At 68.7% G+C, this 24699-nt stretch carries 22 protein-coding genes and 2 pseudogenes; 14 read left to right on the top strand and 10 right to left on the bottom strand.

The window, feature by feature from the left end; genetic code table 11:
- Positions 1-113: 113 nt before the first annotated feature.
- The 3 genes from KCH48_RS39785 to KCH48_RS39775 form a co-directional block, all read right to left on the bottom strand.
- On the bottom strand, positions 114-1529 hold the full coding sequence (locus tag KCH48_RS39785) for a HAMP domain-containing sensor histidine kinase (protein ID WP_210582508.1): 1416 nt from the start codon (positions 1527-1529) through the stop codon (positions 114-116).
- Positions 1530-2234 carry a response regulator transcription factor gene (locus tag KCH48_RS39780; protein ID WP_307841078.1) on the bottom strand — a complete coding sequence of 235 codons (705 nt, stop codon included), beginning with the start codon at positions 2232-2234 and terminating at the stop codon, positions 1530-1532.
- Positions 2235-2424: 190 nt separating this feature from the next.
- Entirely contained in the window at positions 2425-3507 is a 1083-nt protein-coding gene (locus KCH48_RS39775; RefSeq protein WP_210582506.1) for an LLM class flavin-dependent oxidoreductase, read from the bottom strand.
- A gap of 80 nt (positions 3508-3587) precedes the next feature.
- On the opposite strand from KCH48_RS39775, the gene KCH48_RS39770 reads away from it, so the two are divergent.
- Positions 3588-3755 carry a hypothetical protein gene (locus KCH48_RS39770; RefSeq protein ID WP_210582505.1) on the top strand — a complete coding sequence of 56 codons (168 nt, stop codon included), beginning with the start codon at positions 3588-3590 and terminating at the stop codon, positions 3753-3755.
- A gap of 50 nt (positions 3756-3805) precedes the next feature.
- On the top strand, positions 3806-4351 hold the full coding sequence (locus KCH48_RS39765) for a GNAT family N-acetyltransferase (RefSeq protein WP_210582504.1): 546 nt from the start codon (positions 3806-3808) through the stop codon (positions 4349-4351).
- A gap of 23 nt (positions 4352-4374) precedes the next feature.
- Here the strand turns inward: KCH48_RS39765 and KCH48_RS39760 are convergent, their stop codons facing one another.
- Together KCH48_RS39760 and KCH48_RS39755 are read right to left on the bottom strand one after the other, a co-directional pair.
- Complete coding sequence (locus KCH48_RS39760; protein WP_210582503.1) at positions 4375-5322, bottom strand: hypothetical protein; 948 nt, start codon at positions 5320-5322, stop codon at positions 4375-4377.
- Positions 5323-5528: 206 nt separating this feature from the next.
- Entirely contained in the window at positions 5529-5927 is a 399-nt protein-coding gene (locus KCH48_RS39755; protein ID WP_210582512.1) for a MarR family winged helix-turn-helix transcriptional regulator, read from the bottom strand.
- Positions 5928-6240: 313 nt separating this feature from the next.
- Between KCH48_RS39755 and KCH48_RS39750 the strand changes: the two genes are divergently transcribed.
- Both KCH48_RS39750 and KCH48_RS39745 read left to right on the top strand, forming a co-directional pair.
- Positions 6241-6882 carry a TnsA-like heteromeric transposase endonuclease subunit gene (locus KCH48_RS39750; protein ID WP_307841077.1) on the top strand — a complete coding sequence of 214 codons (642 nt, stop codon included), beginning with the start codon at positions 6241-6243 and terminating at the stop codon, positions 6880-6882.
- Positions 6882-9170 carry a transposase gene (locus KCH48_RS39745; RefSeq protein ID WP_210582501.1) on the top strand — a complete coding sequence of 763 codons (2289 nt, stop codon included), beginning with the start codon at positions 6882-6884 and terminating at the stop codon, positions 9168-9170. Before KCH48_RS39750 ends, KCH48_RS39745 begins: the two co-directional genes overlap by 1 nt.
- A gap of 91 nt (positions 9171-9261) precedes the next feature.
- On the opposite strand, the gene KCH48_RS39740 is transcribed toward KCH48_RS39745, so the two are convergent.
- From KCH48_RS39740 to KCH48_RS39725, 4 genes are all read right to left on the bottom strand, one after another.
- Positions 9262-10779 (bottom strand): MDR family MFS transporter, encoded by a 1518-nt coding sequence (locus KCH48_RS39740; protein ID WP_210582500.1) that lies wholly within the window; start codon positions 10777-10779, stop codon positions 9262-9264.
- Positions 10776-11018: a carboxylesterase family protein gene (locus tag KCH48_RS39735; protein ID WP_210582499.1), complete on the bottom strand. Its 243-nt coding sequence runs from the start codon at positions 11016-11018 to the stop codon at positions 10776-10778. The genes KCH48_RS39740 and KCH48_RS39735 overlap by 4 nt, the downstream gene beginning before the upstream one ends.
- A gap of 70 nt (positions 11019-11088) precedes the next feature.
- Positions 11089-11988, bottom strand: a complete 900-nt coding sequence (locus tag KCH48_RS39730) for an MBL fold metallo-hydrolase (protein WP_210582498.1) — start codon at positions 11986-11988, stop codon at positions 11089-11091.
- A 237-nt stretch (positions 11989-12225) separates the two neighbouring features.
- Complete coding sequence (locus KCH48_RS39725) at positions 12226-13128, bottom strand: NmrA/HSCARG family protein (RefSeq protein ID WP_210582497.1); 903 nt, start codon at positions 13126-13128, stop codon at positions 12226-12228.
- A gap of 51 nt (positions 13129-13179) precedes the next feature.
- Here KCH48_RS39725 and KCH48_RS39720 point away from each other — a divergent pair, with 51 nt between their 5' ends.
- The 5 genes from KCH48_RS39720 (at position 13180) to KCH48_RS39700 (ending at position 20910) form a co-directional block, all read left to right on the top strand.
- On the top strand, positions 13180-13650 hold the full coding sequence (locus KCH48_RS39720; RefSeq protein ID WP_307841076.1) for a MarR family transcriptional regulator: 471 nt from the start codon (positions 13180-13182) through the stop codon (positions 13648-13650).
- Between the two features lie 934 nt (positions 13651-14584).
- On the top strand, positions 14585-17431 hold the full coding sequence (uvrA, locus tag KCH48_RS39715; protein ID WP_210582496.1) for an excinuclease ABC subunit UvrA: 2847 nt from the start codon (positions 14585-14587) through the stop codon (positions 17429-17431).
- Positions 17432-17433: 2 nt separating this feature from the next.
- Positions 17434-18435: an RNA polymerase sigma factor gene (locus KCH48_RS39710; protein ID WP_374104752.1), complete on the top strand. Its 1002-nt coding sequence runs from the start codon at positions 17434-17436 to the stop codon at positions 18433-18435.
- Positions 18436-18664: 229 nt separating this feature from the next.
- Positions 18665-19810 (top strand): IS256 family transposase, encoded by a 1146-nt coding sequence (locus KCH48_RS39705; protein ID WP_210582495.1) that lies wholly within the window; start codon positions 18665-18667, stop codon positions 19808-19810.
- 11 nt (positions 19811-19821) lie between these two features.
- Positions 19822-20910 (top strand): helix-turn-helix domain-containing protein, encoded by a 1089-nt coding sequence (locus KCH48_RS39700; RefSeq protein ID WP_053745008.1) that lies wholly within the window; start codon positions 19822-19824, stop codon positions 20908-20910.
- Between the two features lie 82 nt (positions 20911-20992).
- Here the strand turns inward: KCH48_RS39700 and KCH48_RS39695 are convergent, their stop codons facing one another.
- Positions 20993-21943: an alpha/beta hydrolase gene (locus tag KCH48_RS39695; RefSeq protein ID WP_210582494.1), complete on the bottom strand. Its 951-nt coding sequence runs from the start codon at positions 21941-21943 to the stop codon at positions 20993-20995.
- 195 nt (positions 21944-22138) lie between these two features.
- On the opposite strand from KCH48_RS39695, the gene KCH48_RS39690 reads away from it, so the two are divergent.
- The 5 genes and pseudogenes from KCH48_RS39690 to KCH48_RS39670 all read left to right on the top strand — a co-directional run.
- The gene (locus KCH48_RS39690) at positions 22139-22297 is read left to right on the top strand and encodes a hypothetical protein (RefSeq protein ID WP_159049681.1); all 159 of its coding nucleotides are present in this window, start codon (positions 22139-22141) and stop codon (positions 22295-22297) included.
- Positions 22294-22659, top strand: a pseudogene (locus tag KCH48_RS42695) (transposase); the annotation flags it as partial. The gene KCH48_RS39690 and the pseudogene KCH48_RS42695, both read left to right, overlap by 4 nt.
- Before the next feature lie 406 nt (positions 22660-23065).
- Entirely contained in the window at positions 23066-23428 is a 363-nt protein-coding gene (locus KCH48_RS39680) for a hypothetical protein (protein WP_246886626.1), read from the top strand.
- A gap of 203 nt (positions 23429-23631) precedes the next feature.
- Positions 23632-24042, top strand: a complete 411-nt coding sequence (locus KCH48_RS39675) for a transposase (protein WP_210582491.1) — start codon at positions 23632-23634, stop codon at positions 24040-24042.
- A gap of 23 nt (positions 24043-24065) precedes the next feature.
- Positions 24066-24395, top strand: a pseudogene (locus tag KCH48_RS39670) (transposase); the annotation flags it as partial.
- Positions 24396-24699: the final 304 nt, after the last annotated feature.

Here is a 24699-nt window from a genome sequence, read left to right as displayed (position 1 = left end):
GCCAGAGAGCTCAAGCGGGAGACGACACGGACGAAATTGGAGTGAGCAGTTGGACGGTAAGCTAACAAGTGAGAACGCTGAAAGTCAGAGAAATCCTGGAACAGAAAACTGGATCATTTTTTTTTCCCTGCCCGCCCCCCCCCCCCCCCGACCCCCACCCCCCCCCCCCCCCCCCCCCGCCGATACGCAAACGGCGCACCCCCATGCGCCAACGCCACCTCCCGCACGATCGACAACCCCAGCCCCGACCCCGGCAGAGACCTCGCATCCGCAGCCCGATAAAACCGATCAAAGATCCGCATCAGATCCTCATCAGCAATACCCGCCCCACGATCAAGAACCTCAACCCGGATAGCGCCGACCCGCGCAGTCGGCCCAGAAACCACGATCTCGATCGCCGTCGCCCCCTCCCGATCAAACTTCGCCGCGTTCTCCACAAGATTCGACAGCGCCCGCTGCAGCATCCCCGGCCGCCCGTCCGTCGTCGTATCCCCACTCGCCCGCACCACGATCTCCCGCCCCGTACGCCGCCGCGCCAGCCCGGCCACATCCTCAGCGACATCGGCGAGATCGACCCGCTGCGGCGGCTCCGTGTCCGACTGCCCGGCCGCCAGATCCACCAACTCATTGACAAGATCGGTCAGTTCACGCGCCTCCTGCCCCAGATCCGCGACCAGCTCATCCCGCGTCCCCGCAGGCAGCTCATCGATCCGCCGCAACAGGGAAATATTCGTACGCAGCGACGTCAGCGGCGTCCGCAGCTCATGCCCCGCGTCCTGCACCAGCCGCCGCTGGTCCTCCTCGGACTGGGCGAGCCGCCCCAGCATGCGGTCGAAGGCGCGGCCGAGGCGGCCCACCTCGTCGTAGCCGGTGACGGGGACCTGGATGCCGAGCCGGCGCGTGCGGGCGACGTCCTCCGCGGCGGAGGTGAGGATGACGAGCCGGCGGGTGATACGCCGGGCCAGCCACCAGCCGAACAGCCCCGCGCCGACGACGACCGCCGCCATCAGGATCAACGTCCGCTGCTGCAGCGCCCGCAGCAGATCCTCCGTGTCGCTGAACTCCTGCGCCACCTGCACCGCCCCCCGCCCGCCGCCGAGCGCGACGGTCGCGATCCGGTACACGTCGTCCCCGACGTCGACGTCCGCGTGCTCGGTCAGCGCCCCGGCGGTGGAGCGGGCGGCGATGCGCCGGTCGGCGTCGGTGACGGGCAGCCCGGGACGGCCTGGGTCGACCACGGCACCGTCAGGTCCCAGCACCTGGACATCGGTCCGGGCGGGCCGTACGAGATCATGCCCGGGCTCCGACGACGAGAAGTCCTCCGTCGTCATCCGCTCCTGCCGCAGCGTGTCCCGCAGATCCTGCACGACCTCGTCGAACACGGACTGCTGGTCCACGCGCACGAGCCGGGCGGCGGCGCTGTACGACAGGATGCCGACCAGGACGGTGACCGCGGCGGTCACGGCCGCGAACGACACCGCGAACGTCGTCCGCAGCGACAGCAGCCGCAGCCGCCGGGGCCGGACCACTCAGTCCTCCCGCAGCACGTAACCCACGCCCCGCACCGTGTGGATCAGCTGCGGCGCGCCCGGCTCGTCGAGCTTGCGCCGCAGGTAGCCGACGTACACGGCGAGATTCTTGGAGCCGGGCCCGAAGTCGTAGCCCCAGATGCGGTCGTAGATCGTGGAGTGGTCGAGCACGATGCCCGCGTTGCGCACCAGCAGTTCCAGCAGCTCGAACTCGGTGCGCGTCAGCTCCAGCTCCCGTGGCCCGCGCCACGCCCGCCGCGCCTGTACGTCCATCCGCAGCCCGGCGGCTTCGAGGAGCCGGGGTGGAAGCTGCGGCTCCGCGGCTTTCGCCGGGACCTCGACGGGGACCGTGCCGGTCCTGCGCAGCAGCGCCCGCAGCCGTGCGAACACCTCCTCGACGTCGAACGGCTTGACGACATAGTCGTCGGCGCCGGCGTCCAGTCCCGCGATCCGGTCCTGCGTCTCCACCAGCGCGGTCAGCATCAGAATCGGCGTCCGGTCGCCCTCCGCCCGCAGCACCCGGCACACCTGGAGGCCGTCGATCCCCGGCATCATCACATCCAGCACCAGCACGTCCGGCGGCGTGCGATGCGCCTGCGCCAGCGCCTCCACCCCGTCGGTGACCGCGGTGACCTGGTAGCCCTCCAGAGTCAGGGCCCGTTCCAGGGCGTGACGGATGGCACGGTCGTCTTCAGCGAGCAGCACAGTCTGGGGCACCCGTCCATAGTGACAAAGGGCGGGGATCGTACGACCTGATGAGCGGCCTTGGGCGATCGTTCTTACGAACGTCTCACCCTCGCGGACGCAGCGCGGCAAACTAAAGCGCCCCGTCAGGGGCGCGGGGAACTGCGCGACCAGCCCCCACGGCGCCGCTGACGATCGACGGCCTCGCGCTTCATACCGCGCCCACCTCCTGAGCTGCCCTCAGAGACGCGTGCGTCGGCGCATCCCGCACACCCGCGGAGCGCCCCGCGAACTCCTTCCGCAGCACCGGCACGACCTCCTCGCCCAGCATGTCGATCTGCTCGAGGACGGTCTTCAGCGGCAGTCCGGCGTGGTCCATCAGGAACAGCTGGCGCTGGTAGTCACCGGCGTACTCGCGGAAGCTCAGCGTCTTCTCGATCACCTGCTGCGGCGAGCCGACGGTCAGCGGGGTCTGCTCGGTGAAGTCCTCGAGCGACGGTCCGTGCCCGTACACCGGCGCGTTGTCGAAGTACGGCCGGAACTCCCGCACCGCGTCCTGCGAGTTGCGCCGCATGAACACCTGCCCGCCCAGGCCCACGATGGCCTGTTCGGGCGTGCCGTGCCCGTAGTGGGCGTACCGGGTCCGGTACAGCTCGACCATCTGCTTGGTGTGGTCGGCCGGCCAGAAGATGTTGTTGTGGAAGAAGCCGTCGCCGTAGTACGCGGCCTGCTCGGCGATCTCCGGCGAGCGGATGGAGCCGTGCCAGACGAAGGGCGGTACGCCGTCCAGCGGCCGGGGCGTGGCGGTGAAGCCCTGCAGCGGCGTACGGAACTTCCCCTCCCAGTTCACGACGTCCTCGCGCCACAGCCGGTGCAGCAGGGCGTAGTTCTCGATGGCGAGGTTGATGCCCTGCCGGATGTCCTGCCCGAACCAGGGGTAGACCGGCCCGGTGTTGCCGCGGCCCATCATCAGGTCCACGCGACCGTCCGCCAGATGCTGGAGCATCGCGAAGTCCTCGGCGATCTTCACCGGGTCGTTGGTGGTGATGAGGGTGGTGGAGGTGGAGAGGATCAGCCTCTCGGTCCGCGCCGCGATATAGCCGAGCATCGTCGTCGGCGACGACGGCACGAACGGCGGGTTGTGGTGCTCACCGGTCGCGAAGACGTCGAGGCCCACCTCCTCGGCCTTCAGCGCGATGGCGACCATGGCCTTGATCCGCTCACGCTCGGTCGGCGTACGGCCGTTCGTCGGGTCCGGCGTGACATCGCCGACGCTGAAGATCCCGAACTGCATGGTCGCTCATCCTCCAGAGTTGTTGATCGTTCAACCATACCGTCGAGCGACCCCGCCGCTCCCCTTATTCCTTAATCAGCTTGACGGCCACGACCACCACTCGGCACATTTATCTGCGTGACACAGATACTGCAAGACGCGCCCACGCCACCACGCTCAGCCTCGTCGTGGTCGCCGCCGCCATCGCCGTATGCCTGCCCCTTGTGGGGTTGCTGCCGCGCAGGGCGCCCGCAGAACGGGTGCACTAGATGGGCATATTGGTTTGCCGCCGACCGATCCGGTCGGATAGGAAGCTCGCATGCTTAGAGGCAGCAAGGTGGGGCTCAGGGCCCGGCACGAGGACGACGTTCCGGTCCTCCAGGCGGAGCTCGGCGACGACGTGGTCAACGCCTCGCGGGCCGCAGGCGGGCCCTGGCTGCCGATCACGCCCGGCTCGAAGGAGTCGCCGTTCGCGGTGGACGGCAAGAAGGAGGAGGGGCGCGTCCCGTTCTCCGTGGTGGAGTTGGACGGCGGCGCGCTGGTCGGCGTCGCGACGCTGTGGGGCATCGACACCCACAACCGGTCCGCGCACGTCGGGCTCGGACTGCTGCCGTCCGCCCGCGGCAAGAGTTACGGCACCGACGTGGTCGCGGTGCTGTGCCACTACGGCTTCGTCGTGCGCGGCCTGCACCGGCTGCAGATCGAGACGCTGTCGGACAACCATGCGATGCTGCGCGCCGCCGAACGCAACGGCTTCGTCCGCGAGGGCGTGCTGCGCTCCGCGGCCTGGGTGATGGGCGAGTTCCTGGACGAGGTGCTGCTCGGGCTCCTCGTCCAGGAGTGGAAGCCGGACTCGACGAACTAGCCGGCCGCGCGGGCGGGCCCGTCTCAGTTGGGCAGTTGGACGTTCCACGTGCGGTTGCCCGCCGTGGTGACGTTGATCGGCACCGTGGCGCCCGGGTTCTGGGGATCGAACGCCGACTCCACCCGGTGGACCATCTCGTCACTGGTCCAGTACGGCTCCTGCTTGGTGAACCGGCCGCCCAGCTTCCGGCGGACCTTCCAGCGGAACTTGACCTCGTAGAAGCAGAGCCAGTAGCCGTTGGTCATCTTCATGCTGCCCGAGAATCCAGGGCTGTCGTTGAAGGAGATGCGATCGGCCTCGTTGGCGATGTTTCCGTCATCGGTGTTGTAGGGCGGACGGAAGGGGCCGTCCACTACCCAGTTGCGCTTGTTCCTCTCGGGACGGTAGTCCACCGCGTCCGGCGCGATCTGCCGGTTCTCGTCGGTGACCTCCTGCCAGAAGTCGTACGCGTCCGCCGCACGCGTCGTCATCCCGTTCGCCCGCCGCAGCGTCGCCACCTGCTCGAAGCCGATCTCCTGGGCGCCGGCGAGCGTCTGCTGTTGCGGGCCGGCGTACTGGGACGTGAACTGGAGGGTGGGATTGCCGATCTCCTCCGGCTCCGCCTTCTCCTTGCCCTTCACCGACGTCCCGGCCTTTCCGCTGCGCGTGGCCCGGGTCGCCTGCTCTTCCTTCCCGACGCGCTGCTGCTGCCGCGGCGGGCTGTCGCCCCGCTCGACGCCGGACTCGTCCTGGGTCCGCTTCGAACGCGTCCCCGGCGCGGCCCAGGGGACCTTCGGCCCCGCCCCACCGCTCTCCCCGACCATCCGGCTCACCGCCGCGTTGCCCACGGTGCGCTGAAGGGCGAGCGCCTGACCCGGCGTCATCGGGCCGTGGCCCGGTGCGGAACCGTGCTCGCGCGCGCTGCCCTCGGACGGCCGGACCAGGTGTCGAGCGGCCTCGTCGTCCTTCTCCCGCCCCTCACGCACACGCACAGCGGACGTTCTCCCTCACATCGACGGCAACACCCCGCGCCCGCCGGGCCCAGCAGCTCAACGGAACACGATCCAGGCGACGTTAGACACCCACGAACGGCACATCAAGAGCGCCCGTGCACGCGCCGGGGCAGCGGGATTGGCCGCCGAGGGCAGCCGTAGGTGCACGAGGCGAGGGAGCGGTACGACGAAGAGAGCGCGAACGCCTAGGCCTTCTCGGCCCGCAGCCGCGCGATCTGCGCCCCGCTGAACTCCACCGTCCGCCTCATGTGCCCGATGATCAGGGCGAGTTCGGCATCGTCCAGATCGTCGAAGAGAGCCGACCAGCCACCGCTCAGCCGCTCCCACATCCGCCCGAACTCGGCGCTCTTCTCCGGCACGGTCGCCACCAGCACCCGCCGCCGGTCCCCCGCGTCCCGCTCCCGGACGACGTACCCCGCCCGCTCCAGCCGGTCCACCAGCCGCGTCGCCGACCCGGTCGTCAGCCCCGTCAGCTCCGCGATCCGGCCCGTCGTCACCGGACCGCCCTCCAGCGTGAGCAGATTCAGACACTGCAGATCGGTGGGGTGCAGGCCGAGGCGGTCGGCGACGGCCTGGTTGAACAGGGCGTACTGCGACCGAGACTTTTACTTGGCGGACGAGCGCAGTAGTTGGCGGATCTTGCTTCGGTAGCGCTGCGTTGTGATCAGTTCCGAAGATCGGGCCTTGTCGCCATGCGGGTGGTGATGCTCTGGGTGAGTGAGCGAGGCGGCCAGGGCAAGGATCCGGTCGGACTCGATTCGCCTCGACGAGCTTGTCGCGGGGTACAACGGGGATGTCGCATTTCGGGATGAACTCGATCTCGCGGATGGCTGGATTTGTCGGTGGAGTTCGACGTGGCGGGTGGGTGCCGGTGAAGTCTGCTGGCCGGTTCGCGACATGGCTCATGTTCCGGTGCTGTCGTCTCGGCCGATGCGGGGGTTCACATGGCGGGCGAAACAGCGGCATCGTCCTGGCCTGGAGGTGATGGCGTCCACGGGCAGGGGGCACGGCTTCGAGTCGCTGGAGGAAGTGCGGCTGCTGGTCGCGTTGGACTTCGTGGGGGCGTCGGAGGTGCTGTCGCAGCCGTTCCGGCTGGACTTTGCGCACGTGGGCGGGTCGTCCTGGCACATCCCGGATTACTTGGCCGTGATCGGTGGCGGGATGTGGCTGATGGACGTACGCCCGCTGGAACTGATCAAGGACGAGGACGCGCTGAAGTTCGCGGCGGCCAGGGAGGTGGCGGCGGCTTGCGGCTGGCAGTACTCGGTGATCGCGGGCTGGCGCCCGCATGTCTGGAGCGTCCTTGACCACTTGTCTTCGCGTCGTCGGCCGGTGAGGGATCTGCTGGGCATGCGGGACCAGCTGCTCACGATCATCGGCGGCCGGGAGGGGCGCGTGACGACGTTCTCCGCGCTGGCGGACGCGACCAGCGTGCCTTCCGTTGGCCGGGCCAACATCGTCCGGCTGCTCTGGCAGCGCGAGCTCGGGGTGGATCTGGGCAGTCCCTTGCGCGACAGCTCGCTGATCTGGGGGGTGTGATGGCGGCGAGAGGATTTTTGCAGGTCGCGCCGGGCAGGCGGGTCGCGCTCAACGGTGTCGAGTGGACGGTTGAGGAGGTCCACGGCCAGCTCGGCAGGCTCGTGCTCGTGGATGGCGGCGGCCACGCAGAGACCCGCTCGTTCCGCTGGCTCATCAACCACGCCGACCTGCGGCTCCTGCCGTCGTTCGAGGCGTCGGGGCGGCCGGCGCCGGTCGTCCGGCAGCCGAGGACACTGGCCGACCTGACCGATGACCAGCTGGAGCGGGCCCGGCTGCGGGCTGCGCATGTGCTGGAAGCCGAGACAGGGTTCCGGGAGGGGCACCCGGCTCGGGCCCTGCCCGGAGAGCCTCGCCCGGCTTACGACCCGGACCGCACGACGCTGACCCAGCGTCGGTACGCGAAGGCGGCGGAGATGAAGGCGATGCCCCGTCCGGAGGCGGTTCGGCTAGGTCTGCAGCACCTCAGTTTCCGGACGCTGGAGCGTCTGTCGGGACTCGCGGGCGACAGTCTCCTGCTGGCCTGCGCGGACGGACGCTGGACCCGGCGACGCAGCGGCCATCGCAGCGTCACCGAGGAGGTCCGCGAGGCGATCTTCGCGGTCAAGGCCGAGTGCGGGGAACGCGCCCGTCTGAGTCTGGCCGCCCGGCACCGGTTGATGCACCAGTACATCCGCGAGCGGTTTCCGGCGTTTCCGGCCGAGAAGATCCCTTCCCGTTGGACGTTCGCGGACGTCTGGAAGGAGTGGTTCGGACCCGGAGGCGCCCGGCCACGCTACGGACGGACAGCGCAGGCCACCGCGGAAGCCGGCGTTTCGGGCCGGATGGTGGTCCACCGCCCGGGCCAGGTCCTGGTGCTGGACTCGACCCCGATGCCGGTGAAGCTGCGCGAGACCGTGTTCGGCGACGCGGTCACCGCGACGCTGACCCTCGCGCTCGATCTCTACACGCACGGTCTGCCGGCCTTCCGGCTCACGCTGCAGTCCGACACCTCGGTCGACATCGCGATGCTGCTGCGGGACGTGATGCTGCCCCTTCCGATGCGGGAGGGCTGGGGCGAGGACATGGAATGGCCCTACGCCGGGGTCCCGGCCGACGTGATCGCCGAGTTCACCGGGCACCGGGTCGCCGCTCTGCCGTTCTTCGCCCCGGAGACTGTCACCACCGACCACGGCGGCCCCTACAAGAACCACGACCTGGTGGAGGCCGAGCGGGAGATCGGCTGCCGGATCCTGCCCGCCCGGGTGCTGCGGCAGACCGACAAGTTCGCGGTCGAGCGCCAGTTCCTCACGATCCAGACCATGCTCTTCGAGCACCTGCTGGGCTTCACCGGCGGCGACGTCGCGGACCGCGGGGCCGATCCGGAACGCGATGCGAGCCTGACACTCGCGCAGGCCGAACACGTCATCGCCACCTGGATCGTCCAGATCTGGCAGAACCGCAAACTAGGCGAATACGCCCCGAGCTGGGCACCGGGTGAGGACCATAGCCCCAACATCCTGTTCGCCGCGGCGATGGAACAGGGTGGATTCGACCTGGACTTCCCCGAACCGAGCTTCTACTGCAAGGTCCTGCGAAAGCACCACGTGAAGATCCATCCCCGTCGCGGAGTGAAGATCCTCGGGCTCTGGTATCACCACCCGATCCTCGACGAGCCGCGCTTCCAGCAGCCGTCCGCCCGAGGCGGCAAATACGCGGGCCAGTGGGTGGTCCGCAGTGACCGCAGGGACCGCCGGCAGATGTTCTTCCAGGACGACGCCGATCATGAGACCTGGCACATCCTGCGCTGGCGAGGGCTGCCACCCGAGGGCGAGATTCCCGCCTTCTCCGACAAGACCGCCGACGCTCTCCTGGGACACGTGAAGGCGAACAAGATCAAGATCCACTCCGAGGGCGAGCTCCTGGAGTATCTGCTGGAGATCCTCGGCTCGGTCACCCCCGTCGACCAATGGCCAAGTCAGGCCGAGAAGAAGGCCGGGAAGAAGCGGCGCGTCGCCCAGGCCCGTGAGATCGCTCGCGCGCAGACTGCGGCGGCCGACCGCCCCACCGCGCCCGCCCCCGCGGACGAGCCGTCTGCGGCTCGGATGCCTGCGGCTTGGGCAGAGCACGCCCGCATGATCGACCGGGCGGTCGACACCGACCGCCGCCGCCGACGGGAAGAAGCACTCGCCGGAACCCGGCCCCTGGCTCCACCGACGCTGCACGAGGCCCTGAACCGGCGGCCCATGTTCCTGCCGCCGCCCCGCGACGACGCAGACGCCGAGACGACTGTCCGGGAGGACGACGCATGACCCGAGCCCTCTCCCACAGTGATCCGCTGGAGGGCCTGCCCTCACGATCCAAGATCGCCGAGTTGATCCTGGGCGGGCATCCGCCGCGATGTCAGACGAATGTGATTTCCCGCGTGCGGCGCGGCATGAGCAGTACGGTCAGTGCGCTGCACACGGCGACCACCGTCATGGCGAGGAACACGTTGTGGGTCGCGTCGTCCAAGGCGCTCCGCACGAACACCACGACGGGTGAGGTCGGGTCGGCGTGGCCGCCGAACACGATGGTCGTGGCGTCCACGCTCGACGGCAGGTGGCCCGCCAGGTCGGCGGGAGGCTCGGCGAAGCGGTTCGCCAGGGTCGCGTTGGCGATGGCCCCGAACACGGCGACCCCCACGGTGCTGCCCAGCGAGCGGCTGAACATGTTCGTCGCGGTCACCACGCCCCGGCGGTCCCAGCCGACGGTCGACTGGACGGCGATCACCGTGGGACTGGACACCAGCCCGAGCCCCACGCCCATCACGAACGCGCCCGTCGCCGCCTCCCACACGGCGGACTCCTGCGACAGGAACGCGATCAGCACCGCGCCGACGACCACGAAGGCGCTGCCGATCAGCGCCGTGTCGCGGAACCCGATCCGCAGGTAGACCCGTCCCGCCAGCGTGGCCGAGATGGGCCAGCCGAGCGTCAGCGCGGCCAGCGCGAACCCGGCGACCAGCGCACCCGTGCCGAGCACGCCCTCCACGAAGGTCGGCAGGTATGACGTCAGCCCCATCAGCAGCGCGCCCACCACCAGCGCGGTGAGGTTGCCGCCGATCAGCGTCCGGTGCTTGAACACCCACATCGGCAGGATCGGCTCGGCCACCCGGCGTTCCACCAGCACGAACGCCACCAGCACCAGGCCGCCCGCGCCGAACGCCAGCAGGCTCTGCCACGATCCCCAGGCCCACGCCACGCCGCCTTCGAGCAGGCCGAGCAGCACCAGCGGCAGGCCGACCGTGAGCAGGGTCGCCCCGAGGTAGTCGACCTTGTGCACCTGCTTGACGACGTTCTCCTTGAACCGCAGGGCGAGGAACACGATCGCGATCGCGCCCAGCGGCACGTTGATGAAGAAGATCCACCGCCACGACAGGTAGTCGGAGAACACGCCGCCCAGCGCGGGCCCGATCAGCGACGCCACGGCCCACACGCTGGTCACGTAGCCCTGGACCTTCGCCCGCTCCGCCACGGTGTAGAGATCGCCGAGCATCGTGATGCCCATCGGCTGCACCGCGCCCGCCCCGATGCCCTGGATGGCGCGCGCGGCGATCAGCACCGGCATGGACCATGCCGCGCCGGAGAGCACGGAGCCCAGCAGGAACACCCCGATGCCGAAGAACATCACCGGCTTGCGTCCCAGGACGTCCGCGAACTTCCCGTACAGCGGCACCGTCACGGCCTGGGTGAGCAGGTAGATCGAGAACAGCCACGGGAACTGCGAGAACCCGCCGAGGTCCTGCACGATGGACGGCACCGCTGTGGCGATGATCGTGCTGTCCAGCGCGACCAGTCCGGTGGTCAGCATCACCGCCAGCAGGACGGGTCCACGCTCCGACCGGAGCCCCAACTGCTTCCTGATGAGCGGTGCCGTCATGCGCTCGAACTCCCAACGTCGTCGGGCAGGGATCGCCCGTTGAGGATCAACGCCGCGGGTCCTGGCTGCGTCGCGTCCCGGATCTCGGTCCACCCGTGGTGAGGGCGCGGCTCGGTGAACCGGGCGCCGCCGGCAGGGGGCGCCCGGTTCACCGAGAGGTAGCTGGTGCCGTACGCGTGTGTGCGACCGCGGATCGGGCCGGAGGTGGTGGTGACGATCGCGGAACCGGTTGGTGGCATGGGACTTCCTCGCCGAAGTGCGGGGTCGAAGGCCGTCACCACAGCGGGGTGACGGCCTTCGACCGTGCTGTCAGTACCGGGCGAACGGCGCCCAGTTCTTGATCTCGAACTCGTTGCCCCGGCTCGCCACCTCCAGTGCTCCGTGACCGCTGAAGTGCGCGGGCAGCACGAGGGCGTTGGTGTCCGCGGCCCAGCCGAGCAGCCTGCGCCGGGTAGCGCGAGCACGGACCGGGTCTTCGCAGAAGCAGCTGTTGTGGTCCGGGTGCAGGACCTGCAACGGGGTGTGCAGGACGTCACCCGCGAAGAGGGCTCGGTCGCCTTCGGACTCCAGCAGGACGACGCTCGTCCCCGGAGTGTGGCCTGCGGCGTCTTCCAGCCGCAGGTTCCCGTCGATCGTGTGGCTGCCTTCCCACAGCTGGACCTGGCCCGCCGCGTGGACGGGAGCGATGCTGTCGGCGAAGACGTTCTCGTTGACACCGCCCGCGATGCCGGAGTTGTTGGCCGGGTCCCAGAAGAACTCGAAGTCGGCCTTGGGCATCAGGTAGGTGGCGTTGGGGAAGGTGGGTACCCAGGCGCCGTCGACCAGCCGGGTGTTCCAGCCGACGTGGTCGACGTGCAGGTGGGTGTTGATCACCAGGTCGACGTCCTCGGGCAGCACGCCTGCCGACGCGAGGTTCTCGAGGTAGTTCGATTTCAGATGGTCCCACGCGGCGACCGCGGGCCGTGACTTGTCGTTGCCGACGCCGGTGTCGATCAGGACCGTCCTGCCCTCGCTGCGCAGCAGCCAGGTCTGCATGGCGGCCTGGACCACGTTGTCCTGATCACCGAGGTGATCGGGTACCAGCATCGAGCGGTTCTCCTGCCAGGCCGACGCGGGCAGGTCGGGGAGGAATTGCTCGGCGGGCAGGCTCGGGCCGTGCAGCTCTTCGACCCTGGTGATCGTGACGTCACCGAACTCGAGCTCGTTCATGTGTGTTACCCCAATGGTTTCCGGTGGTGCGAGTGCTACCGGTGACTGGCTGGCAGGTTTTGGGCGTGCGGCAGTGCCGCGTCTTACGGGGGGATTGCCGCTTGAGCGTGCTTCGCCCAAGCCGATGGGAACAGTGGCGCTGACGCCTGGATCAGGTGACGTTGACCCGGTGCGCCGGCGACGACGGGGTGCTCGGCATCGTGACGAACTCCCCGCCTGCTGAGGGACGTACGACCGTCACGTACGAGGGCGGGCTTCAGGGCTCGCCAGATTCCAGTCCCGCGCCGCCGCCCAGTCGGCGAAGGTCTGCCAGGCCACCTCGGGGTGGTCACTGCGCAGGCCCTCGACATCCACGTCCATGCCCTTGACGGTGAGGTAGCGGAACATGGCGGCCAGATCGGATGAGTGCGCATCGACCTGGTCGAAGGGGACCGTCGCGAACTCGATCGGACGGCCGCAGACGCCGGAGAAGATCTCGGCGATCTCCGCACACGTCAAGCGGTCGGACGCCAGGTCGATGCGCCGCCCGGCGAACTCCTCGGGGTGTCGCAGGACGAGCGCCGCGAACGCGCCGATGTCGGCGGCCGGGATGAACGGCAGCGGCATGTCTGCGGGCAGAGGCAGGGCGAACCGGCCTTCGCGCAGGCCGCTCATCGTCGACTCGCCGGTGTAGTTGTCCATGAAGTTACCCGGGGCGATGACCGTCCAGGGGATGCCCAGGTCCCGCAGACGCAGTTCGACGCGGTACTTGCTGTCGAAGTGGGGGATGCCGGTGCCGCGGTCCGCGTTGGCGGCAGAGGTGAACACGATGTGCCGGACGGCGTCGCTCGCGGCGGCGGCGTCGAGCAGCGCGAACGCCTGCCGCAGCTCCGCGTCGACATCGACAACGTAGGGCGTGGACATCGCGAACAGCGCATCGGCTCCGTCGAGCGCGGCATCCAGGCCGGCGCGGTCGTCGAAGTCGGCGTACGCAACCTCCGCGCCGAGCCGGCGCAATTCCTCTGCGGCCGCCGACGACGGGTTACGGGTCAGCGCGCGGACCCGTGACCCGTGGCTGAGCAGGGCCCGAGCGGTGGCGCCGCCCTGGACGCCGGTCGCGCCGGTGACAGCGACGACGGGCTGATAAATTGCCTGTGTCATGCAGTGAACATACATGATTGCCTGCGTTGCGCAGACATTGAGGAGCGGATCGTGCCCCTAGGTCATCGGCCGACGTGGGAGTTGGACTCCCGGCGGTATCTGGCCTCCTATGTGCTGTTCAACCAGGCGGTGGCCGACCACCTGGGGTTGCACTCGACGGACGTGCAGTGCCTCAACCTGCTCGACATCGAGCCGGGCCCCTGCACGACAGGCAGGATCGCCGAGCTGACCGGCCTCACCAGTGGCTCGGCGACCAGGCTGGTCGACCGCCTGGAGAAGGCCGGGTACGTCATCCGGAGGCGGGACGAGCAGGACCGGCGACGGGTGCTGGTCGAGCCGGTGGCCGCCGCCATGCAGCGCTTCGGCGAGTTCTGGAACTCGCTCGACGAGGGCTGGCAGGCGATGCTCGACGGCTACACCGAACAGGAACTGGCCCTGCTCGGCCGCCACATGCGCCGCACCACCGAACTCGCCCGGCGACAGATCGAGCACCTGCGTGCCCTGCCGGCGGAGTCGAGGTGAGCCCTGCCGTACAAGCGCGGTGTTCAAGGCCCGGTACTCCCGAGGGCGGCGCCCCGGGGCGCCGCCCTCGGGAGTACCGGGCCGCCAACGAACGTGCCGGGGGCACCATGCGCAAGCACGTCACCAGACAGGCCCGCGGCGGCTTCGGCGAGGGGTCGTACCGCTTTCTCTGACAAGGGGTGCCTGGTGATTTCGCCGAACAACTCGACCATCGCATCAGGATCACCGGACTTCCCGGCCATGAAAGACACGTCCTCCTCGGCCACGGTTCCTTCGGCGGAAGTCGACGGGGTCGGTGTAATTGCTATCTGCCCGAGCAGTCGTTCAGGTGCGAGTATGCGCAGATACTGCGCGTACTTCGCGCCCATACTGTGGGCCACGGTGACGAACTGCTCGAAACCAGCATCATCTGCAACCGAGAGAATGTCCTCGGCGTACGCTGCACGGAATGATCGAGCCCTTTGGCCGCGGAACCGCCGTGGCCGCGAAGGTCGACAGTAGTGAATGTGCGTCCATGTGACGGAAGGTGCCGCAGAGTGTGGTCCCAGAACTGGCCCGTAGAGTTCCAGCCGTGAACGAAAATCACACCCAGCGCCCCCTCCCCTGTGGCGCGGTATTCGATTGCTGTGCCGTCGAGCGAACTTGTCCGCATACGATTCCTCCACCGTGTCAACGTCGCCGCAAACGTGACTCCCTCACGGGATCAACCCTCTGGAACATAGCGCTCCACCACATACGGGAAGGACAGCGGATGCGCCATCAAAACTGTGATCTCCGCATGTCTTGACACCTGCGACCCCGTCTGCTCAATTGTCGAAATCCTTCACGCTGTGCTCACAGTCGGCACCCTGTCGTCAAGCATCAAAGCCCGACGAAAATGCTTCGATAACGATTCGGTAACCCTACGTCTGTGTGTGCGCTAGGCTCCGACGGCGTGATAGACCGCATCGTCATCAAGGGCGCTCGCCAGCATAATCTTCGTGACGTCTCTGTCGATTTCCCCAGAGACGCGCTCATCGTTTTCACTGGAGTATCGGGGTCGGGAAAGTCGAGCCTGGCTTTCGACACCATTTTCGCCGAAGGTCAGCGCCGCTATGTCGAGTCGCTCTCGGCGTACGCACGCCAGTTTCTGGGACAGTTGGACAAGCCGGACGTCGACGTCATCGAGGGACTCTCCCCCGCCATCGCGATCGGCCAGAAGACGACCGGCCGCAATCCGCGCTCGACGGTCGGCACCATCACGGAGGTCTACGACCACCTGCGTCTGCTGTACGCCCGTGTCGGCCGCCCCCACTGCCCGCAGTGCGGGGAGCCGGTCAGCCGCCAGACGCCGCAGCGGATAGTGGACCGGCTTCTGGCGAAGGGCGAGGGTATACGCATCCAGGTGCTGGCCCCGGTTGTGCGCGACCGCAAGGGCGGACACACAGAGGTCTTTCGCCAGTTGACGGCTGACGGTTTCAGCCGGGTGCGGGTGGACGGCACGGTCCTTCCGCTGAGCAGGCCGCCGGCGCTGGACAAGGGCAAGGGGCATTCCATTGACGTCGTTGTGGACCGGCTGGCCGTCAAGCCGGGGATCCGGCAGCGCCTGACCGAGTCCGTCGAGACGGCTCTCGGTCTCGCCGGCGGTGTTGTGTGCGTCGACTTCGTGGACCTCGACACCTCCGATCCCGAGCGGGAGGTGAGGTTCTCGGAGAAGATGGCCTGCCCGCAGGCCCATGACATCGGTCTGGAGGCGCTGGAGCCGCGCCTGTTCTCCTTCAACGCTCCCTGGGGCGCGTGCCCGCAGTGCACCGGGCTCGGCTCGCGTACAGAGGTCGATCCGGGACTCGTCGTACCGGACACGGAGAAGTCGCTCGCCGGGGGCGCCATCGCGGCGTGGACGAACACCAGTGGCGCCGACTACTTCGCCCGGCTCCTCGAAGCGTTGGCGGCCGAGCTCGGCTTCAGCACCGCCACGCCGTGGGGTCAACTGCCCGCTGAGATCCGGAAGAAGGTGCTGTACGGCACGCCGGGGCAGCTGCACCTCGCGTACCGGAATCGGCTCGGGCGCGAGCGGTCCCACCGCACCGGGTACGAGGGGGTGATCCCGCACATCGAACGGCGCCATGCGCAGGCCTCGGGTGAGGACTCCCCAAGCCGTTTCGGCGGCTACCTGCGCGACGTGCCCTGCTCGGCCTGCGGAGGCGCGCGTCTGCGGCCCGGCGTGCTGGCCGTCACTGTGGGCGGACGCACCATAGCCGAGCTGACCGCGTTGCCGATGGACGAACTCGCCGCGTTCATGAGTACGTTGTCGCTGGAGGGCTGGGAGCGCCGGGTGGCCGAGGCGGTCCTCGCGGAGATCGGCGAGCGGCTGCGGTTCCTGCTCGACGTCGGGCTCGACTACCTGTCGCTGGACCGGCCCGCCGCGAGTCTGTCGGGCGGGGAGGCACAGCGCATCCGCTTGGCCACGCAGATCGGCGCGGGACTGGCCGGTGTCCTGTACGTGTTGGACGAACCGAGCGTGGGCCTGCACCAGCGGGACAACCGGCGGCTGATCGAGACGCTGCTGCGGCTGCGGGACCGGGGCAACACCGTGATCGTCGTCGAACACGATGAGGACACCATGAGGGTGGCCGACTGGGTGGTGGACATCGGTCCGGGAGCCGGAGAACACGGCGGGCACGTGGTGCACTCCGGGACGACGCGGGAGCTGCTGGAGCATCCCACCTCACTGACAGGGGCGTATCTGTCCGGCCGCCGCCAGATTCCGCTGCCGCAGCAGCGCAGACCCCCCACACAGGGCCGCGAACTGTCGGTGCACGACGCGACCGAGCACAACCTGAAGAACGTGACGGTGTCCTTCCCGCTCGGCCTGTTCACCGCGGTCACGGGCGTCTCCGGCTCCGGCAAGTCCACGCTGGTCAACGACATTCTCCACACCGCGCTGGCCAAGTACCTCCACCGCGCTCACAAGGTGCCCGGCCGGCACCGCACCATCACCGGCACCGAGCACGTCGACAAGGTCGTCCAGGTCGACCAGTCGCCTATCGGCCGCAGCCCGCGCTCCAACCCGGCGACGTACACGGGTGTCTTCGACCACCTGCGCAAGCTGTTCGCCCAGACCCCGGAGGCGAAGGTCCGTGGCTACCAGCCCGGCCGGTTCTCCTTCAACCTCAAGGGGGGCCGCTGCGAGCACTGTTACGGCGACGGCACCCTCAAGGTCGAGATGAACTTCCTGCCGGACGTGTACGTCCTGTGCGAGGTGTGCAACGGAGCCCAGTACAACCGCGAGACGCTGGACGTGCACTACAAGGGCAAGTCCATCGCGGACGTACTGGCCATGACCGTCGAGGAGAGCCTGGACTTCCTGGACGGGCACCAGATCATCTCCCGGCACCTGCGCACCCTGCACGATGTCGGACTCGGCTACGTCAAGCTCGGCCAGGCGGCCACGACCCTGTCCGGCGGCGAGGCGCAACGCGTCAAACTCGCCGCCGAGCTGCAGCGCCGCACTCGTGGGCGCACCCTCTATGTGCTCGACGAACCCACTACCGGACTGCACGCCGACGACATACGCAAGCTGCTGGAGGTCCTTCACCGGCTCGTCGACGCCGGCAATACGGTCGTCGTCATCGAGCACAACCTCGATGTGATCAAGACCGCCGACTGGCTGATCGACCTGGGGCCGGAGGGCGGCCACCGGGGTGGCACGGTCATCGCCCAGGGCACCCCCGAGCAGGTGGCCGCCCAACCGCATTCCTACACCGGACAGTTCCTGCGCGGATTGATGGAGGTGCGGTGAGCATGCCCGAGGTCAAGGAGCCGGACGAGGTCGTGCTCATGGAGGACGAAACCGACGGGCCCGACCCGCAGCTCTCGTCTTCCTCGGGCGCCTCGGCGGATCAGGTACGGGACTACCTGCGGCTCATCGGCCGTGTCCGGCTCCTGAACGCCGAGCAGGAGGTTGAGCTCGCGAAGCGGATCGAGGCCGGCCTGTACGCCGAGAAGAAGCTCGAAGAGGAACCTGGCCTCCATCCCGCATTCCAGCGTGAGCTGCGCCTCCTCGCCGAGGACGGACAACGCGCGAAGTCCCACCTGATCGAGGCGAATCTGCGACTGGTCGTCTCCGTGGCCAAGCGGTACACCGGCCGCGGACTGCTGTTCCTGGACCTGATCCAGGAGGGCAACACGGGGCTGATCCGGGCCGTCGAGAAATTCGACTACGCCAAAGGGTTCAAATTCTCGACGTACGCGACCTGGTGGATCCGACAGGCGGTCTCCCGGGCCCTGGCCGATCAGAGCCGGACCATCCGGATCCCGGTCCACATGGTCGAAGTCATCAACAGGGTGGCCAGGACCCGACGGGAGATGAGACAGGATCTCGGTATCGAGCCCACGCCGGAGGAACTGGCGGCAAAGGCCGGCGTGACGGTGCAGAAGCTGATGGAACTCGGCGACTACTCCAGGGAACCCGTGTCCCTGCACACCGCGCTGGGCGATAGCGGTGACAGCGAGTTCGGCGACCTGATCGAGGACAACGACAGCATCTCGGCGTGGGACACGGTCGTGTTCGGGTTCCTGCGGGAGACCATCGAGCACCTGCTGGCGGAGATGACCCCGAGGGAGGCAGGCATCATCCGCCTGCGCTACGGCCTTCTCGACGCGCGACCGAGAACGCTGGAGGAGATCGGCGAGGTGTACGGAGTGACCCGTGAGCGCATCCGCCAGATCGAGTCCAAGGCGATGTCCAAGCTACGCCACCCCTCCCGCTCGCAGGCACTTCGGGACTATCTCGATGCCATGTGACGCGCTCCGGGGCCCGACCATCTGACTCAGCGCTCACCCGTGAGTCCCGAGCTGGTGTGAGACCGCGTTTGAGATCTGACATGGGACGAGGTCAGGGTTGCGTCCAGGGAAGTGGTGTACGGGTTCGACCTGATCCGGGGGTTTGCTCCGGCATCGAGATGGGGCCCACATAGATGAACGGCCACCGGCTGATCTTCGAAGTGTCGAAGCCTCGAAGGAGATCAGCGCGATGACCGCACCAGACAATCTGCCCCTGCACGCCCTCGCCGAGGACAACCTCACCGCGGCGAGTCCCGATCTGCTGCGCGCGATGGTCAAGACGTTCGCCGACGCACTCATGTCCGCGGAGGCCGACGCCCTCTGCAACGCTGAGTACGGACAGGTCAGCGATGAACGCGTCAACCACCGCAACGGCTACCGCCCACGCGAGTGGGACACCCGCGCCGGGACCGTCGAACTCGCCGTTCCCAAGCTGCGCCAGGGCAGTTACTTCCCGCACTGGCTCCTCGAACGCCGCCGCCGGGCTGAGCAGGCCCTGATCTCGGTGGTCGCAACCGCCTACCTGCTGGGCGTCTCCACCCGCCGGGTCGAGAAGCTCGCCGAGTCCCTCGGCGTCACCCAGCTGTCGAAGTCCCAGGTCAGCGCGATGGCGAAACATCTGGACGAGCAGGTCGCCGCCGTCCGCAACCGGCCCCTCGACGCGGGCCCCTACGCATTCGTCTGGGTGGACGCACTGACCCAGAAGGTCCGCGAGGGCGGCCGCATCGTCAACGTACACGCGCTGATCGCGGTCGGCGTCAACGCCGACGGCCACCGCGGGATCCTCGGCATCGACGTCGCCACCTGCGAGGACGGCGCCGGCTGGCTCGCCTTCCTGCGCTCGCTGACCGCCCGCGGCCTGAGCGGGGTTCAGCTGGTCGTCTCCGACGCGCACACCGGCCTGGTGAGCGCAATCGGTGCCGTTCTCCCAGGGGCTTCCTGGCAGCGCTGTCGAACCCACTACGCCCGAAATTTGCTCTGCCAGGTCCCGAAATCGGCTCAGCCGTGGGTGGCCACGCTGCTGCGGACCGTTTTCGAACAGCCCGACGCCTACGCCGTGAAGGCCCAGATGCGGCACGTCCTCGTCAAGGTGCCCGAATCCCGCAGGTGGTGGGAAACCCACCGCGTCACCCGGTGCGCCCATGGTGTCCAGCACTTCCGACACACACTCGTCGGCAGCCTCAGCCTCCAGTACGAGACCCTGACCTTCCTCGCGGACACCGATCAGGCCCTCCGCCGTACACAGCGGAAAGCAGGCTCGCCCTCCGCCGAGGCCCTCGCCCTCCTCGCCAGCTGTAGCGCCCCCTCCTCACCCGCGCCCGTGACCCACACCTAGAATCCCAGGTCATGAAGGGACTGCTGCTACGGCTGTCGGCCCTCGACGCGGACGCGGCGGCGGCGCTGCGGGTCATCGCGCACTTCGAGGCGCTACTGGGGGCCGGGCGGCTCGATGCCGAGTCGCTTGTACGGTCCACCGCGGGGCTGGCCGAGTGCCCGGCTGGGCTTGAGGCGGGCGGGCGTGTGGTGCGGTTCGGGCCTGCCGGGGCCGTGCCGGCGGGGCCCGCAGCACGGCCGTCCGGGAGCGCGGAGTTCGCGCCGGGCGGCCGGGTGTGGCTGGAGCGGTCGGGCGCGCCGGGGCCCTTCGACGAACTGGTGCTGGAGTGGATGGCCATCGCCGCGGGCGTCCTCCACGGGAGCCGTCAGCAGGACACCGCCCCCGCCCAGGTGGCCGACCCGGCGCTGGTCGAGCGCGTGCTGTCGGAGCGCGAGGCCGTCGAGGACCGGGCGAGGGCGCTGCGCCTGCTGGGTCTGGTGCCCGAGCAGCCGCTGCGGGTGGTGGCTGTCGCCGGGCCCGCCGCGGTCGCCGTACTGGGTCGGCGTGAACTGCGTCCGGGGGTGCGGGTCGCCGCGGTCGGTCCGTTCGCCGTGGCCCTGGCGCCGGGCGCCGAGTCGGTCGCCGACGAGCTGCGGGCGTACGTCCGCGAGCACGGTTTCGCAGGTGTACGGATCGGGGTCGGCGGCAGCGTTCCCGCCCTGGACGCCGGTGTCTCCTGGGCACAGGCCCGGCTCGCGCTGCGTTTCGCCGTCGAGGTCGCCGGTCTGCCCGAGGAGGCCATCGTCGACCACGACACCCTCGGTGCTGTCGCCATGCTCGCCGACATCCCCGTCGACCGGCTGCGTGCCCAGCCCGACGTGCTCGCCCTGGCCGGCCTCGCTGAGGGCAAGGGCGGCCCGGCGGCCCTTGCCGCCTTGACCGCCTTCCTGCGCACGGGCTCGCTGCGCCACGCCGCTTCGGACCTCCACCTGCACCACAGTTCGGTCGCGGCAAGACTCTCCGGCGTGGAAACAGCGCTGGGCTACCGATTGAGCGACCCCCGGGCCCGCTTCCGGGCCCAACTCGCCTTGTATGCCCTGCGATTGGCAGAGCCCCGATAGGGGCGCCCCTCAGGGGCGCGGGGAACTGCGTGCTCAGCCACAGCGGTCCCGCGCCCAACGGCTCACAAACAGTCCGCCCCACCTAGCGCAGCGCCCGGCGCAAAACCGCCACCGCCTCCGCAGCCTCCCGCAGGGACACTTCCGCGTGCGGAATCATCCCCGACCCGTGGAACGTGCCCGGAAACAGATGCAGCTCCACACTCACGCCACCCGCAAGCAGCGCACGGGCATAGTCGATGCCCTCATCCCGCAGCGGATCGAACTCCATCACGGAGATGTACGCCGGCGGCAGCCCGGCGAGCTGCTCACCGGCGGCCCGGGCGGGCGCGGCGTAGACGGGCACGTCGGCGCTGCCGGGGACGCCAGCGCCGAGGTAGGCCTCCCAGCTGATGACAGCGTTGGGCCGACGCCAGATGGGCGTGTCGGTGAAAGCCCGCATGCTGGGCGTGTCGAGGCGATCGTCGAGTTCAGGGATGCCGAGGTACTGGAAGGCGATCGCGGGGCCGCCCCGGTCGCGGGCCAGCAGCGCGAGGCCGGCCGCGAGACCGCCGCCGGCGCTCTGGCCGAAGAGGGCGATACGGGCAGGGTCGACACCGAGTTCGGCGGCGTTCTTGGCGACGTGGACCAGCCCGGCGTACGCGTCTTCGAGCCCCGCCGGATAGGGGTGCTCGGGGGCGAGCCGGTATTCGACGGAGAAGACGGCGGCGCCCAGTTCCCGCGCGAGCGTCACGTTGGTGCCGTGGTCGAATTCGACGGTTCCCAGGATGAAGCCGCCGCCGTGGATGTCGTAGACCACCGGCAGCGGGCCTTGGACGCCCTGCGGGCGGTAGCTGCGCAGGACGACGTCGGGCGCGCCCTCCGGCCCGGGTGCCACCAGCTCGGTGACGTCCACGCCAGTGGTGTCCACGTCCGCCAAGGCCGCGGCGATACCGACCGCTATCTCGGCCCGGGCGCCTTCAAGGTCCGAGCAGTCGGCTCTAGGCAGCATGTGCACGACCGCGGCGAGCTCCGGGTCGAACGGGTACGTCGTCATGTCGTCTCCGATCCGACGTACCGCGCCGGCGGTGCCTTGTGGCGCCGCTGCTGCTCGTCACGTCGTTATGGAAACCGTGCCATGGCGTGTACGTACAGGTCACCCGACGGGTGTCGGGGAATACGAGGGCGCGGACCGACACGCGTACACGCGATCGCGGACTGGGCTGGATGGTTGGGACAAGGAGGTCGGCGAGTGGAGACACTGAACAGCCGCAGAACCTTGCGGGTCCTTGATCCGTTCGGCCACCACATCCATCAGGACGTGGTGATCGACGTTGTCGAAGCAAGCTTTGATGTGCTGGTGGACTCTGCTGCGCAATTCGCTGCGGAGGTAAGGCCGGGTCGGCGATGATCGTTGGCTGGGTCGCCTTCCTGTCGTGCGGCCCGGGAGGCGGTACGGATGTCGATGCGCCCGGTGGGGCTGCCGGAGATCCCGGAACAGACCGTGATGGTGGCCCGGGCGGCGTTCCCGAAGGGGAGTCTGGCGATACGGTGCGGGATCGCCTGGCGGAGGTCTTCACTGATGAGCCGTTCACGGAGGCGTTCGGGGTGCGGGGTGCTCCGGGCCTGTCACCTGGGGCGTTGTCGCTGGTGACGGTGTTGCAGTTCGCCGAGGACCTGACGGACCGGCAGGCCGCGGCGATGGCGGTGCGGGCGATCGACTGGAAGTACGGGCTCGGTGCGGATCTGACGGATACCGGTTTCGATGCCAACGTGCTGTCCAGGTTCCGGGCCCGGCTCGCGGACAACGGTATGGAGCGGGTGGTCTTCGACCGGCTCCTTGAGCACTGCAAGGAGGCCGGCCTGGTGGCGGCCGGGGGCAAGCAGCGCACGGATTCCACCCATGTGATCAGTGCGGTGCGGGACTTGAACCGTCTGGAGCTGGCAGGGGAGAGCGTGCGGGCGGCCCTGGAGGCCCTCGCGGTCGCGGCAGCGGCCTGGCTGGCCGGACACATCGACGTGACGGAGTTCGCTGAGCGGTACGGGCCGCGGGTCGACAGCTGGCGCATGCCGCCCTCGCAGACAACGTCTCGCCCAGGTCTTCGGGCAGGATGCCCTCGCCCTGTGCCGGGCGGCCTGGGCCGGGGACGCTCCGGCCTGGATTCGCGAGATCGAGGCCGTGGGCTTGTTGCGGCAGGTCCTCGTGCAGACCTACATCGTCCGGACCGATGCCCGGGGACGGCAGGTGATCAGGAAGCGGGACGCCGACGACGGCGTCCCGCCAGGCCAACTCCGCCTGGCCTCCCACTACGACCGTGACGCACGGTGGGCGGCCAAGGGCGACGACCTGTTCTGGATGGGCTACAAGATCCATCTCACGGAAACCTGCACCACCCTCGCCGACGTCGACGCCGACGCGGGGACAGGGGTGATGCCGAATCTGATCACCGACGTGCGCACCACCGACGCGACCGTGCCGGATGTGAAGGCGACCGTCCCGATTCAGCGCAAGCTCGCCGAGCACGGGGTGAAGCCCGCCTAGCACTACCTCGACTCCGGCTACCCGTCTGCCGACCTGATCACCAAGGCCCTGAAACAAGGCATCCGCATGGTCACCCCGGTCCTCCTGGACCACTCTGCCCAGGCCAAGGCCGCCGAGGCTTCGACAAGAACGCCTTCACCATCAACTGGAAGACCCGCCAGGTCCGCTGCCCCGCCGGAAAGACCAGTTCCCACTGGAACCCGGTGAAGCAGCACGGCACCGACGCGATCGTCATCACATACAGTGTCCTGACCTGCCGCAACTGCCCTCTCCAGAAGCAGTGCACCACCTCGAAGACCGGGCGCCGCATGCTCACCCTGCGGCCCGAGGAACTCCACGAGAACCTCGCCCAGGCCCGCGCCGAACAGAAGACCGACGCCTGGAAGAACAAGTACGCCCTGCGCGCCGGCGTCGAGGGCACCATCAACCAGGCCCTCGACATCACCGGCATCCGCCGGGCGCGCTACCGCGGCCTGCCGAAAGTCCGCCTCCAACACGCCTTCTCCGCCACCGCACTCAACGTGATCAGACTCGACGCCCAATTGACCACAGGCCCCCTCGACCGTCCCCGCCACAGCAGGCTCGAACGACTCAGCTACCGACTCTCCGCCTGAACGAATTGCGCAGCAGAGTCGCCAAGTTCCCCAAAGCCGCCGCCCACTTGGACGCAGCCCAGCACGAGCTGCTGGCGTTCATTGCGTTCCCGCGCGAGATCTGGCGGCAGATCTGGTCGAACAACCCGCAGGAACGGCTGAACAAGAAGATCCGCCGCCGCACCGACGTCGTCGGGATCTTCCCCGACCGCACCGCCCTGATCCGGCTGGTCGGCGCGGTGCTGGCCGAACAGAACGACGAATGGACCGAAGCACGCCGTTACATGGGACTCGACCTGCTGGCCAAGGCCCGCCTCCACCCGATCGAGTCAGAAACCGACGAGACCGCCCTGCCCAACGAACTCACCGCATAGCCTCAAAACGAGATCACCGAGTGGCCGTCAATACACCACTCCAGCGGACGTGACTCCAGTGGGCAGAGCCCGGGGTGGCGCGTTCGCAGTTCTTCTTAGTGCTCTGTCGCCGTCAGCAGCAGGGCCGCAGCGGCAACCGTCAGGGCGGTGCGGGCGGTCTTCTGCTTGAGCGGGAAGAGCCGGGTGGCGTGCCGGCAGCCACGCATGCTTGCGAATCACGACCCGTAACCCGCGGCCGGGCGGCGGACTTAGCTCAGTCACGAACCGTGACCAAGACGGATCCCGGCCCGCCAACTATCGCCCT

The organism is Streptomyces sp. GESEQ-4, assembly GCF_017948455.1.
In the GTDB taxonomy this organism is placed as follows: Bacteria; Actinomycetota; Actinomycetes; order Streptomycetales; family Streptomycetaceae; genus Streptomyces.
Note: the sequence above shows the minus strand (reverse complement) of the source record. Positions and strands in the feature narration are given on the sequence as shown.

Coding starts and splice junctions, on each gene's coding strand:
- KCH48_RS39775 (WP_210582506.1), bottom strand. CDS start 3,507: ATGCAGTTCGGGATCTTCAGCGTCGGCGATGTCACGCCGGACCCGACG.
- KCH48_RS39765 (WP_210582504.1), top strand. CDS start 3,806: ATGCTTAGAGGCAGCAAGGTGGGGCTCAGGGCCCGGCACGAGGACGAC.
- KCH48_RS39750 (WP_307841077.1), top strand. CDS start 6,241: ATGGCTCATGTTCCGGTGCTGTCGTCTCGGCCGATGCGGGGGTTCACA.
- KCH48_RS39745 (WP_210582501.1), top strand. CDS start 6,882: ATGGCGGCGAGAGGATTTTTGCAGGTCGCGCCGGGCAGGCGGGTCGCG.
- KCH48_RS39740 (WP_210582500.1), bottom strand. CDS start 10,779: ATGACGGCACCGCTCATCAGGAAGCAGTTGGGGCTCCGGTCGGAGCGT.
- KCH48_RS39735 (WP_210582499.1), bottom strand. CDS start 11,018: ATGCCACCAACCGGTTCCGCGATCGTCACCACCACCTCCGGCCCGATC.
- KCH48_RS39730 (WP_210582498.1), bottom strand. CDS start 11,988: ATGAACGAGCTCGAGTTCGGTGACGTCACGATCACCAGGGTCGAAGAG.
- KCH48_RS39725 (WP_210582497.1), bottom strand. CDS start 13,128: ATGACACAGGCAATTTATCAGCCCGTCGTCGCTGTCACCGGCGCGACC.
- KCH48_RS39710 (WP_374104752.1), top strand. CDS start 17,434: ATGCCCGAGGTCAAGGAGCCGGACGAGGTCGTGCTCATGGAGGACGAA.
- KCH48_RS39705 (WP_210582495.1), top strand. CDS start 18,665: ATGACCGCACCAGACAATCTGCCCCTGCACGCCCTCGCCGAGGACAAC.
- KCH48_RS39700 (WP_053745008.1), top strand. CDS start 19,822: ATGAAGGGACTGCTGCTACGGCTGTCGGCCCTCGACGCGGACGCGGCG.
- KCH48_RS39695 (WP_210582494.1), bottom strand. CDS start 21,943: ATGACGACGTACCCGTTCGACCCGGAGCTCGCCGCGGTCGTGCACATG.